Raw genomic sequence first — 11,977 nt, forward strand, 5'->3', positions numbered from 1 at the left:
GATGTGTCCGTCGCCGTCGGTGACGCACCCATCCGATCACGGGGCTGGGAATAGAGAAGTGAGGATCCACGAATGGCGCGCAAGGTCCAGGTCATCCTGAGTGACGACCTCGACGAGAACCTCCCCGCCGACGAGACGGTGAGTTTCTCGCTCGACGGCACCAACTACGAGATCGACCTGTCGGGGAAGAACGCCGCGGAGCTGCGCGACGCCTTCTCCCGCTACGTGCAGGCCGCCCGCAAGGTCGGCCGCGGCGGCGGTCGCGCCTCCGGCGGCGGGCGGTCGCGGGCCACCGGTGGTGGCGGGCGGATGGACCGCGAGCAGGCCGGCGCGATCCGCGACTGGGCCCGCAAGAACGGGCACGCGGTCAGCGACCGCGGGCGCATCCCGGCCAGCGTCGTCGAGGCCTACGAGGCCGCGCACTGACGTAGCGCAGCAGTACCCCGACGTCGTCGGACCTCGACCCGCGTGGCGGGGGCGCGCAGCGTCCCCACCCGCGGGTCGATTCGTCGGGGCTCCAGGTGGCTCGACGCGGCACCTGGCCGCGGTGGAGGCCGGTGGGCCGACGTCGGTATCGCTGTCGGCGTAACAGAGGTGGAACACCGTCCCGTCAGCATCAGTTGGACCGGGCAGCTCCTCCTCCCCACCCCGGCCGAGTGCCGACGGGGAGTCGGAGTCCGCGACTACAGTGGAAAGACCGGTGCCCCCGCGTGCCGACGGACGTCGGGTGCTCCTCCCCACAGACGGGGAGGGCAGTGCCGGACCAGCCGGTCGAAGGAGAAGCAGCAGATGTTCGAACGGTTCACCGACCGAGCCCGCCGCGTGGTCGTCCTGGCCCAGGAAGAGGCCCGGATGCTCAACCACAACTACATCGGCACCGAGCACATCCTCCTGGGCCTGATCCACGAGGGTGAGGGTGTCGCCGCCAAGGCGCTCGAGTCCCTCGGCATCTCGCTGGAGGGTGTCCGCCAGCAGGTGGAGGAGATCATCGGCCAGGGCCAGCAGGCCCCCTCCGGCCACATCCCCTTCACCCCGCGGGCCAAGAAGGTCCTCGAGCTGTCCCTGCGCGAGGCGCTGCAGCTCGGGCACAACTACATCGGCACCGAGCACATCCTGCTCGGCCTGATCCGCGAGGGCGAGGGCGTGGCCGCCCAGGTCCTCGTGAAGCTCGGCGCCGACCTCAACCGCGTCCGCCAGCAGGTCATCCAGCTGCTGTCCGGCTACCAGGGCAAGGAGCCGGCCGCGGCCGGCGGGCCCGCCGAGGGCACGCCGTCGACCTCGCTGGTCCTCGACCAGTTCGGCCGGAACCTCACCCAGGCCGCGCGCGACTCCAAGCTCGACCCGGTCATCGGGCGGGCCAAGGAGATCGAGCGGGTCATGCAGGTGCTGTCCCGCCGCACGAAGAACAACCCCGTCCTCATCGGCGAGCCCGGCGTCGGCAAGACCGCCGTCGTCGAGGGCCTGGCCCAGGCGATCGTCAAGGGCGAGGTCCCCGAGACGCTGAAGGACAAGCAGCTCTACACCCTGGACCTCGGCGCGCTCGTCGCCGGTTCCCGCTACCGCGGCGACTTCGAGGAGCGGCTGAAGAAGGTCCTCAAGGAGATCCGCACCCGCGGCGACATCATCCTGTTCATCGACGAGATCCACACCCTCGTCGGGGCGGGGGCCGCGGAGGGCGCGATCGACGCCGCCAGCATCCTCAAGCCGATGCTGGCCCGGGGCGAGCTGCAGACCATCGGCGCCACCACGCTCGACGAGTACCGCAAGCACCTGGAGAAGGACGCGGCCCTCGAGCGCCGCTTCCAGCCCATCCAGGTCGGCGAGCCGACGCTGCAGCACACCATCGAGATCCTCAAGGGGCTGCGCGACCGCTACGAGGCGCACCACCGGATCAGCATCACCGACGGCGCCCTGGTCGCCGCCGCGACGCTGGCCGACCGGTACATCTCCGACCGCTTCCTGCCGGACAAGGCGATCGACCTGATCGACGAGGCCGGCGCCCGGATGCGGATCAAGCGGATGACCGCCCCGCCGGACCTGCGCGAGTTCGACGACCGGATCGCGGCCATCCGCCGCGAGAAGGAGTCGGCGATCGACGCCCAGGACTTCGAGAAGGCCGCGTCGCTGCGCGACAAGGAGAAGAACCTCCTGGCCGAGAAGGCCGAGCGCGAGAAGCAGTGGAAGGCCGGCGACATGGACGTCGTCGCCGAGGTCGACGACGAGCAGATCGCCGAGGTCCTCGCCAACTGGACCGGCATCCCCGTGTTCAAGCTGACCGAGGAGGAGACCTCCCGGCTGCTGCGCATGGAGGACGAGCTCCACAAGCGGATCATCGGCCAGGAAGAGGCCATCAAGAGCGTCAGCCAGGCGATCCGGCGCACCCGCGCGGGCCTCAAGGACCCGCGTCGCCCCGGTGGCTCGTTCATCTTCGCCGGCCCCTCGGGCGTCGGTAAGACCGAGCTGGCCAAGGCGCTGGCCAACTTCCTGTTCGGCGAGGACGACGCGCTCATCCAGATCGACATGGGCGAGTTCCACGACCGCTTCACGGTCTCCCGGCTCGTCGGTGCCCCTCCCGGCTACGTCGGCTACGACGAGGGTGGCCAGCTGACCGAGAAGGTGCGGCGCAAGCCGTTCTCGGTGGTCCTCTTCGACGAGATCGAGAAGGCGCACGCGGACGTGTTCAACACGCTCCTGCAGGTGCTGGAGGACGGCCGGCTCACCGACGGTCAGGGCCGGATCGTGGACTTCAAGAACACGATCCTGATCCTCACGACCAACCTCGGGACGCGGGACATCTCCAAGGCGGTCGGCCTCGGCTTCCAGGCCGGGAACGACACGACCAGCAACTACGAGCGGATGAAGCTCAAGGTCAACGAGGAGCTCAAGCAGCACTTCCGGCCGGAGTTCCTCAACCGCATCGACGACATCGTCGTGTTCCACCAGCTGACCGAGAACGAGATCATCGAGATCGTCGACCTCATGGTCGCCCGCGTCGAGGGCCAGCTGGCGAACAAGGACATGTCGCTGGAGATCACCCAGGAGGCCAAGAAGCTGCTGGCCGCCCGGGGCTTCGACCCGGTGCTGGGCGCCCGGCCGCTGCGCCGGACCATCCAGCGCGAGATCGAGGACGCGCTGTCGGAGAAGATCCTCTACGGCGAGCTGACCGCGGGTCAGATCATCGTGGTGGACGTCGAGGGCGAGGGCGCCGACGCGAAGTTCACCTTCCGCGGCGAGGCCAAGCCGATCGACCTGCCCGACACCCCGCCGGTGGCCCTCTCGGGCGCCGACGGTGACGAGGAGGGCCCGACGGCCACGGCCGCCGAGTAAGCGCCTCCAGCACGACGACAGGGCCCCTGTCACCCGCCCCGGGTGGCAGGGGCCCTTCGTCGTCCCGGGCCCGGCCACGATCAGGTCCCCTGATCGTGCGGTGTCCTCCCTCACCGCACACCGTGAGGGAGGACGCTCCACGATCAGGTCAGTTGATCGTCGCCGCCGCCGGGGAGGGTGAAGCGGCCGTCGGGGGTCTGCTCGACCAGGCCGTCGTCCAGCAGCGAGGCCAGGCAGCGGGAGCGCTGGACGGCGTCGTCCCACGCGGCGTCCAGGGCGGCCGCCGCGACCGGCCCGTGCGCCGCGCGCAGCACGTCCAGCAGCCGGCCGCGCACCTGGCGGTCGGTGCCGGCGAAGCGCTGCGCGCGTCGCGGCGGGCCGTCGGCCGGTGGGCTGCCCGCCAGCCGCCAGGCGCAGGCCAGCCGCACCGGACAGGCGTCGCAGCGCGGGGTGCGGGCGACGCAGACCAGCGCGCCGAGCTCCATGGCGGCCACCGAGAACCGGACGGCGCGGTCTGGATCGGCGGGGGCGAGGGACGCCACGTCGGCCAGGTCGCCGACCCGGGCCGGCAGCGCCTCGGCCCGGCCGTGCACCAGCCGGGCGACGACCCGACGCACGTTGGTGTCCACCACCGGCTGGGGCTGCCCGTGCCCGAAGCAGGCGACCGCCCGGGCGGTGTAGGTGCCGATGCCGGGCAGCGCCTCCAGGGCGGCGACGTCCGCGGGCACCGTGCCGCCGTGCCGCTCGACCAGCGCGACGGCGGTCTCCCGCAGCCGCAGCGCCCGCCGCGGGTAGCCGAGCTTGCCCCAGGCGCGGATGACCTCGGCGGGCGAGGCGCCGGCCAGGTCCGCCGGGGCCGGCCAGCGGGCCATCCACTCCCGCCAGACCGGCTCCACGCGTGCCACCGGCGTCTGCTGGAGCATCACCTCGCTGACCAGCACGGCCCACGGGTCGGTGTCGGGACGGCGCCAGGGCAGGTCCCGCGCGGCGCCGGCGAACCAGTCGACCAGCGTCTCCCCGAGCGCCGGACCGGAGCTGCCGGCGGGCGCGAGCGGCGGCGCGACGGGGCTGTCCACGAGGGTCCAGTGTGCCGTCCGCCGGACCCGGCGTGCCGGACCCGTCCCCGCTCCGGCCCCGCACTACGGTTCTCGCCGTGCTGCACCCGGTCGGCCCCCTGCCCGCCGCCGTCTACTGGCGGCGCCGGGTCCTGGTGCTCGCGCTGCTGCTCGCGGTCCTGGGCGGGGGCGGGTGGCTCGGCGTCGCGCTGCTCCGGGGGGACGGCGGCACCGCCGGCGACGCGGCCGCACCGACGGCCCCGCCCACCGCGAGCGGGACGCCGGCGCTGGAGCGGGTCGTCCCCTCGCTGGCGAGCGTGCAGACCCCCACCGCTCCCGCCACACCCACCGTCGTGGCCCCGGCCCCGGCCCCGGGCCCGCAGCCCGGCGACCCCTGCGGCGACGACATGATCGCCGTCCAGGTCCGCGCGCCGGCCGACGCGCCGGCGGGCAGCGGCCCGGTGTTCGAGCTGCTGGTCACCAACGTGTCGGCGGTGCCGTGCGTGCGGGTCCTGGACAAGGAGCTGCAGGAGATCGTGCTGCTCGACGCGGCCGGCGCGCGGCTGTGGGGGAGCAACGACTGCCGGCCCGAGGCCAGCGACGACGTCCGGACCCTCGCGCCCGGCGAGGTGGTGGCCTTCCCCCTGACCTGGAGCGGCCTGACCAGCGAGCCGACCTGCACCGCGCCGCGGGAGGTGCTGCAGCCCGGTCAGTACGTCCTGCGCGGCCGGCTGGACACCAAGCCGGGCACGGACACGCCCTTCGCCGTCGTCTGACGGCCCCGCCCCGGGCGTGGCCTCAGCTGTAGCGGTCGAGGATCGAGGTCTCGGCGAGCCGGGACAGGCCCTCGCGGATGCCGCGGGCGCGCGCCTCGCCGACCCCCTCGACGGCGAGCAGGTCCTCGATGGTGGCGGCCAGCAGCTTCTGCAGCCCGCCGAAGTGGTCGACCAGCCGGTCGATGATCCCCGCCGGCAGCCGGGGGACCCGGGCGAGCAGGCGGTAGCCCCGCGGGCTGACCGGCGAGTCCAGGGCGTCGGCGGAGGTCGGCAGGCCGTAGCAGCGGGCGACGGCGGAGAGGTCGAGCAGTTCGGTGGCCGACAGCGCCCGCAGGTCGGTGAGCACCTGCTCGGTGGTGCGCGTGCGCCGGCCGGTGGCCGGCAGGTAGTCGCGGACCAGGAGCCCGCGGTCCTCCTCGACGCCGGCGAGCATCTCGTCGAGCTGGAGGGCGAGCAGCCGGCCGTCGGTGCCGAGCTCGACGACGAACCCCTCGATCTCGTCGGCGATGCGGCGCACCATCTCCAGCCGCTGGCTGACGCTCATCGCGTCGCGGACGGTGACCAGGTCCTCGATCTCCAGCGCGGACAGCGTGCTGGCGACCTCGTCCAGGCGCAGCTTGTACCGCTCGAGGGCGGCGAGGGCCTGGTTGGCCCGCGCCAGGATCGTGGTCGGGTGCTCGAGCGTGTAGCGGCGGCCGACCACGTAGACGCTGATGATGTGCATCGACTGGCTGACCGAGATCACCGGGAAGCCGGTCTGGATCGCGACCCGCTCCGCGGTGCGGTGCCGGGTGCCCGACTCCTCGGTGGGCACGGTCGGGTCGGGCATGAGGTGCACGCCGGCCCGGACGATCCGCAGGCCGTCGTAGGAGACGATGACGGCGCCGTCCATCTTCGCCAGCTCGCGCAGCCGGGTGGCCGACAGCGCGACGTCCAGGGCGAAGCCGCCCGTGCAGATGGACTCGACGACCCGGTCGTAGCCGAGCACGATCAGCGCGCCGGTGCGCCCGGCGAGGATCCGCTCCAGGCCGTCGCGCAGGGCCGTCCCGGGGGCGATGCGGCCGAGGAGTTCGCGCAGCGCGACCTCGGAGTCCACAGCGGGGGGCACGAGCGCTCCTGACGGTCGACGTGGTGCGGCGGCTGAGTCTACGTGGCAGGGAACGGTACTGGTGCGGCTCGCAGGCGGATCAGCCGAGTCGGGTGAGCGCCGTCCCCAGGTCGGGCACCTCGATCAGCCGCATCCCCTTGGGTGCCGGCCCGGCGTCCTCGGGGACCAGCGCCACGCGGTAGCCCTGCCGGGCCGCCTCGGCGAGCCGCCGGCCGGTGCCGCCCACCCGCCGGATCTCGCCGGAGAGGCCGACCTCCCCGACGGCGATCATCGACGCCGGCAGCGGGAGGTCCTTGGACGCCGACGCGATGGCCAGCGCCAGCGCGAGGTCGGCCGCCGGCTCGGAGATCTTCACGCCTCCGACCGACGCGGCGAACACGTCGGCCTCGGCGAGCCGGACGCCGCCGCGGCGCTCCAGCACCGCGTTGACCATCGCCACACGCTGCGGGTCCAGCCCGCTCACCGCCCGCCGGGGGGAGCCGCCGCCGCTGGGCGCGACCAGCGCCTGCACCTCGGCGAGCAGCGGCCGGCTGCCCTCCATCGTCACCGTGACGCAACTGCCGGGGACCGGTGCCGGCCGCCGGGAGACGAACAGGTGGGACGGGTCGGGGACGCCGACCACGCCGCCGTCGCCGATCTCGAAGCAGCCGATCTCGTCGGCCGGGCCGAACCGGTTCTTCGTGGCCCGGACCAGCCGCAGCGTGGAGTGCCGCTCGCCGTCGAAGGAGACGACGACGTCGACCAGGTGCTCCAGGGTGCGGGGGCCGGCGATCGCGCCGTCCTTGGTGACGTGGCCGACCAGGATCGTGGTCATCCCGCGGCTCTTGGCCACGGCGGTCAGCGCGCTGGCGACGGCGCGGACCTGGGTGGAGCCGCCGTCGGTCCCGTCGACCGCGGGGGAGCGCACGGTCTGGACGCTGTCGAGGACCAGCAGTGTCGGCTGGACCTGCTCGACGTGCGCCAGCACCGCCGACAGCTCGGTCTCGGCGGCCAGGTACAGCTGGTCGTGCAGCGCGCCGATGCGCTCGGCCCGCAGCCGGACCTGCCCGGCGGACTCCTCGCCGGAGACCACCAGCGTGGGCCCGTTGGACTCGGCGACGCGGTGGGCGACCTCCAGCAGCAGCGTGGACTTGCCCACGCCGGGCTCGCCGGCGACCAGCAGGACGGCGCCGGGGACCAGCCCGCCGCCGAGCACGCGGTCGAACTCGGGGATGCCGGTCGGCACGGCACGCGCGCCGTTGATCTCGACCTGGGCGATCGGCCGGGCGGGCGCGGTCACCGCGCCGGCGGCGACGGCCCGCAGGCCGCCGGAGGGGACGGCGCCGACCTCCTGCAGGGAGCCCCACGCCTGGCACTCGGGGCAGCGCCCGACCCACTTGGCCGAGGCGTAGCCGCACTCGGTGCAGCGGTGGGCGGGGCGGGCGGCGCGGGCGGCGGGAGGCACGTCCCGACGCTAACGGCGGGGTCCGACGGTTCCGGGGAGGACGCCGGGGGTGGCGGCGCCGGGCGGGCGCCGCCGCGGTGTCACTCGGCCTCGGTGTCCTGCTCGTCGCCGCCCTCGGCGCCCTCCTCCTCGTGGAAGTCGAAGGCCTCGCCGCGCTCGAGGTCGCCGTAGGGCCCGGCGACGACGGCCTGGACCGTCACGTCCCCGGCCTCGGCGAACGTGAAGGTCAGGGTGACCGACTGGCTGGCGGTCAGCGGCTCCTCGATCGACAGGTCGGCGAGGAACAGGCGGGGCGTGTCCGCGTCGATCTCCGGGTCGCAGGGCTCGCCCTCCGCGTACTGCCGGAGCCCGATGGTGGTCACCTCGCCGGCCGGCACCGGGACGTCGATGCGGCTGCTGGGCCGCGTGCTCCCGGTGGTCGGGGCGGCGCCGGTGCCCGCGGTCGTGCCGGTGCCCGGGGTCGTGCCCGTGCCCGAGGTCGGCGGCTCGCCGACGTAGACGCCGTCGAACAGCTCGCCCTCGATACCGGTGAGCGTGTCGTCGGCGCCGCCGTTGGCGATCGACAGCACGAGCTCCGGGTCGTCCCCGTCCTCGTAGGCCGTCGCCTCCTCGTCGCCCGACTCGCACGGGTTGACGAGCTGGACCTGGCGCAGCTGGAGGTCCCCGACCTCGGCCGAGGGGCCGACCTTGTCCCGGTCCTGCGAGCTCGTCTGGTTCACCTGGCCCGCGCTGCAGGCGGTCAGGACGACCGAGGTGAGCAGCAGGGTCCCCATGGTGGCGGCGCGCAGCGCGCGGTTCACAGCCGTCGACCTCCAGCGAGCAGGTGCCGGCCACCGGGATCTCGGTGGCTCGAGTCGCGCCGAGCCTAACGGTCGACCCACGATGGCCGCCGGGAGGTGAGGCCGTGGGTCTCCGGGACGACGCCGACCCGGCGCTCGCTGACTTCCCCGTCCGCGCGCCCGCCACACGGCGGTGGTGCTTCGCCGACCAGCTGGGCCCGCACTTCCTCGACGCGCCCGACCAGCCGGTGCTGCTGATCGAGTCCCGTGCGGTGTTCGCGCGGCGCCGCTTCCACCGGCAGAAGGCGCACCTGGTGCTGTCCGCCCTGCGGCACCGCGCGGCCGAGCTCGGCGAGCAGGCCGAGCTGCACCGGGTGACCACCTACGCCGAGGCGCTCGACCGGGTCGGCGGGCCGCTGTCGGTCTGCGCGCCGACCACCTGGAGCAGCCGCGACTACGTGCTCCGCCGTCCCGGCCTGCAGGTGCTGGCCGCGCGCGGTTTCGTGGCCACGCATGCGGAGTTCGCGGCGTGGGCCGACGGCCGCGGTCGGCGACGGCTGCTGATGGAGGACTTCTACCGCGACTCCCGCCGCCGGCACGACGTCCTCATGGACGGCGCCGAGCCGGTCGGCGGCCGGTGGAACCTGGACGCCGAGAACCGCGAGCCGCCCCCCGCCGACGGCCGCGTCGGGGTGCCCGAGCCGTGGTGGCCCGAGGAGGACGAGATCGACGCCGAGGTCCGGGCCGACCTCGACCGCTGGGAGGCCGACGGGCTCGTCTCCTTCGTCGGCGACGACGGGCCGCGGCTGTTCCCGGTCACCCGCGCCGAGGCGCTGCGCCGGCTGACCGACTTCCTGGACCACCGGCTGGGCGCCTTCGGCCCGCACGAGGACGCGATGCTCGCCGGGGACCGGTGGCTGGCCCACTCGCTGCTCTCCCCGGCGCTCAACCTCGGCCTGCTCGACCCGCTCGAGGTCGTCCTCGCCGCCGAGCGCACCGCCCGCGACCGCGCCGCGGCGGGCGACCCGCTGCCGCTCAACAGCGTCGAGGGCTTCGTCCGCCAGGTCATGGGCTGGCGGGACTACGTCTGGCACCTCTACTGGTACCTGGGCCGCCACTACCGGCACGGCAACGCGCTCGCGGCGACCGAGCCGGTGCCGCCGTGGCTGGCCGAGCTGGACGGGGACGCCGTCGACGCCGCCTGCCTCTCCGGCGTCCTCACCGACCTGCGCCGGGACGGCTGGGTGCACCACATCCCCCGGCTGATGGTGCTGGGCAACTACGCCCTGCAGCGCGGCATCGACCCCTCGGAGACGACCGACTGGTTCCACCGGTCGTTCGTCGACGGCTACGACTGGGTGATGGTGGGCAACGTCGTCGGGATGAGTCAGCACGCCGACGGCGGCGTCCTGGCGACCAAGCCCTACGCCTCCGGCGGCGCCTACATCGACCGGATGAGCGACTACTGCGGCGGCTGCCGCTACGACCCGCGCCGCCGGGTGGGGGAGGGCGCCTGCCCCTACACCGCCGGGTACTGGGCGTTCCTCGAGCGCAACCGCGGCCGGCTCGCCGGCAACCAGCGGATGCGCCGCCCGCTGCAGGGCCTCGACCGGCTCGCCGACCTGCCGCTGGTGGTCGAGCAGGAGCGCGACCGGGGGACCGCCGCCCCCTGACCCGACCGCCCGTCCGGGCGACACGGCGTCCAGTTCCGCCCCGCGCCTGCCGATGCCTCCTCCGCCACGGGGAGACGGCGGGAGGTGCGGATGGCGAGGGATCCCGGGTTGGGTCCGGCGTTCGACGACGTGCTCACGGCGGCCCGGGCGGGCGCGGCGTGGGCCTTCGAGGTGCTCTACCGCGACCTGGCGCCCGCGCTCACCGGCTACCTGCGGCTGCACGGGGCGGCCGAGCCCGACGACCTGGCCAGCGAGACCTTCCTCGCCGTCTTCCGCGGGCTCGGCGGGTTCGAGGGCGACGAGGACGGGCTGCGGTCGTGGGTCTTCACGATCGCCCACCGCCGGCTGGTCGACGACTGGCGGCGCCGCGGGCGCCGTCCGCAGTTCGCCGACGGCGGGGACGAGCTGGTCCCCGACCTCCCCGGCGGGGACGTCGAGGACGACGTCCTCACCCGGCTGGGCACCGAGTCGGTGCACCGGCTGTGCGCCGGGCTGCCGGCCGACCAGCGGTCCGTGCTGCTGCTGCGGGTGCTGGCCGACCTCACCGTGGAGCAAGTCGCCGAGGTCATGGGCCGGTCGGTCGCCTCGGTGAAGGCCCTGCAGCGGCGCGGGCTGCGCCGGCTGCGCGAGGAGCTCGAGCCGGCCGGGGCCACCCGGACGGGTGGATCCGCGACGGTCCGCGCACCCCTGCGGGCCCGCCCGGCGATGACGGGGACGAGATGACACCGCCAGCCGACGCCCGAGCCGACCGGGAGGCCTTCGAGGCCGCCCTCGCCGGCCGCCCCGCACCCGCGGGCGCCGAGGCCCTGACCGCGTTCACCGCCGCGGTCCGGGCCGAGGCCACCGCGCCCGGGCGGCCGAACGCGGCCCTGGCCGAGCTCCTGGCGACCGGTCTGCTCACCGATCCGTCCCGGACGACGGTCGGTCGCCCCGCACACAGCTCACGGAAGAGACCCCGCATGATCCTCAGCACGCTCGCCGCCAAGTTCGCCGCCGCCGGCGCCGTCGCCAAGGCGGCCACCGCGGGCGGCGCCGTCGCCGCCGTCGCCCTGACCGGCGCCGCCACCGCCCAGGTCCTGCCGATCCAGGACGACACCCCGGCCGTCGTCGAGTCCGGGGACGCCACCGACGAGGTCGGCGTCCCGACCGACGGCACGGCTCCCGACGACCTCACCGGCGAGGCGCCCGAGGGCACCGGCGACGAGGGCGCCGAGGGCACCGGCGACGAGGCTCCCGAGGACGGCGAGGGCGACCCGGCGCAGGTCGACGTCGACGTCACCACCGAGCTCACCCCGGAGTCGTGGGCGATGGGCCCGCAGGGCGAGCAGACCTTCAGCGCCTGGGTGAGCGCGGGCGCCGACGCCGGCCTCGTCCGCGGCGAGGTCGTCAGCTGCTTCGCCCAGGCCCGCCAGGGCGACGCCGGCCGGCCCGGCAAGCCCCGGACCGAGGACTGCATCGCGCGGTTCGCGCCGACCCCGGCCGAGCCCGAGCAGGAGCCGGTGGTCCCGGCGCCGGACGCGTCCACCGGGGACTCCGCGCCCGAGGTCGTCGAAGAGGAGACCGTCGAGCCGGCGCCGGCCCCGGCCGCCACCGGCGGCTCCGTCGCCGGGAACGGCCACGGCAACGGCGGCAACGGCGGCGGGAACGGTCAGGGCAACGCCGGCGGGAACGGCAACGGGGGCAACGGCGGCAACGGCAACGGCAACCGCCACTGACGCGCGGGGGGGGGGGGGGGGGGGGGGGGGGCCGGGGGCGCGGCGGCGCCCCGCCACCACCCCCCACTCCTGCCGACCCCACACACCCCCGCCCGCGCCC

General features: G+C 74.8%; 10 protein-coding genes. 6 read left to right on the forward strand and 4 right to left on the reverse strand.

Features of this window, described 5'->3' with window-relative positions:
• Nucleotides 1–72: 72 nt before the first annotated feature.
• Both ACI79F_RS12810 and ACI79F_RS12815 read left to right on the forward strand, forming a co-directional pair.
• Complete coding sequence (locus ACI79F_RS12810) at nt 73–426, forward strand: histone-like nucleoid-structuring protein Lsr2 (RefSeq protein WP_456543092.1); 354 nt, start codon at nt 73–75, stop codon at nt 424–426.
• Between the two features lie 363 nt (nt 427–789).
• Nucleotides 790–3,327, forward strand: a complete 2,538-nt coding sequence (locus ACI79F_RS12815) for an ATP-dependent Clp protease ATP-binding subunit (protein ID WP_456543091.1) — start codon at nt 790–792, stop codon at nt 3,325–3,327.
• A 143-nt stretch (nt 3,328–3,470) separates the two neighbouring features.
• Here ACI79F_RS12815 and ACI79F_RS12820 read toward each other — a convergent pair whose 3' ends face one another.
• Entirely contained in the window at nt 3,471–4,403 is a 933-nt protein-coding gene (locus ACI79F_RS12820) for an A/G-specific adenine glycosylase (protein WP_456543090.1), read from the reverse strand.
• Nucleotides 4,404–4,480: 77 nt separating this feature from the next.
• Between ACI79F_RS12820 and ACI79F_RS12825 the strand changes: the two genes are divergently transcribed.
• Nucleotides 4,481–5,158, forward strand: a complete 678-nt coding sequence (locus ACI79F_RS12825) for a MucR family transcriptional regulator (protein ID WP_456543089.1) — start codon at nt 4,481–4,483, stop codon at nt 5,156–5,158.
• A 22-nt stretch (nt 5,159–5,180) separates the two neighbouring features.
• Here the strand turns inward: ACI79F_RS12825 and disA are convergent, their stop codons facing one another.
• The 3 genes from disA to ACI79F_RS12840 all read right to left on the reverse strand — a co-directional run bounded on the left by disA (nt 5,181) and on the right by ACI79F_RS12840 (nt 8,510).
• Nucleotides 5,181–6,266 (reverse strand): DNA integrity scanning diadenylate cyclase DisA, encoded by a 1,086-nt coding sequence (gene disA / locus ACI79F_RS12830; RefSeq protein WP_456543088.1) that lies wholly within the window; start codon nt 6,264–6,266, stop codon nt 5,181–5,183.
• Between the two features lie 79 nt (nt 6,267–6,345).
• Complete coding sequence (radA, locus tag ACI79F_RS12835; protein WP_456543087.1) at nt 6,346–7,710, reverse strand: DNA repair protein RadA; 1,365 nt, start codon at nt 7,708–7,710, stop codon at nt 6,346–6,348.
• Between the two features lie 80 nt (nt 7,711–7,790).
• A complete protein-coding gene (locus ACI79F_RS12840) occupies nt 7,791–8,510 on the reverse strand; it encodes a hypothetical protein (RefSeq protein ID WP_456543086.1) in 720 nt (239 codons plus the stop codon).
• A gap of 104 nt (nt 8,511–8,614) precedes the next feature.
• Between ACI79F_RS12840 and ACI79F_RS12845 the strand changes: the two genes are divergently transcribed.
• From ACI79F_RS12845 to ACI79F_RS12855, 3 genes are all read left to right on the forward strand, one after another.
• A complete protein-coding gene (locus ACI79F_RS12845; protein WP_456543085.1) occupies nt 8,615–10,162 on the forward strand; it encodes a cryptochrome/photolyase family protein in 1,548 nt (515 codons plus the stop codon).
• Between the two features lie 90 nt (nt 10,163–10,252).
• Nucleotides 10,253–10,885: an RNA polymerase sigma factor gene (locus ACI79F_RS12850; protein ID WP_456543084.1), complete on the forward strand. Its 633-nt coding sequence runs from the start codon at nt 10,253–10,255 to the stop codon at nt 10,883–10,885.
• Nucleotides 10,882–11,877 (forward strand): hypothetical protein, encoded by a 996-nt coding sequence (locus tag ACI79F_RS12855; RefSeq protein ID WP_456543083.1) that lies wholly within the window; start codon nt 10,882–10,884, stop codon nt 11,875–11,877. The genes ACI79F_RS12850 and ACI79F_RS12855 overlap by 4 nt, the downstream gene beginning before the upstream one ends.
• Nucleotides 11,878–11,977 lie beyond the last annotated feature (100 nt).

This window comes from Blastococcus sp. SYSU D00868 (genome assembly GCF_054050575.1).

Excerpts from the sequence above, each read along its gene's own strand:
- ACI79F_RS12855 (WP_456543083.1), top strand. The coding sequence starts at position 10,882 with ATGACACCGCCAGCCGACGCCCGAGCCGACCGGGAGGCCTTCGAGGCC.
- ACI79F_RS12815 (WP_456543091.1), top strand. The coding sequence starts at position 790 with ATGTTCGAACGGTTCACCGACCGAGCCCGCCGCGTGGTCGTCCTGGCC.
- ACI79F_RS12850 (WP_456543084.1), top strand. The coding sequence starts at position 10,253 with ATGGCGAGGGATCCCGGGTTGGGTCCGGCGTTCGACGACGTGCTCACG.
- ACI79F_RS12810 (WP_456543092.1), top strand. The coding sequence starts at position 73 with ATGGCGCGCAAGGTCCAGGTCATCCTGAGTGACGACCTCGACGAGAAC.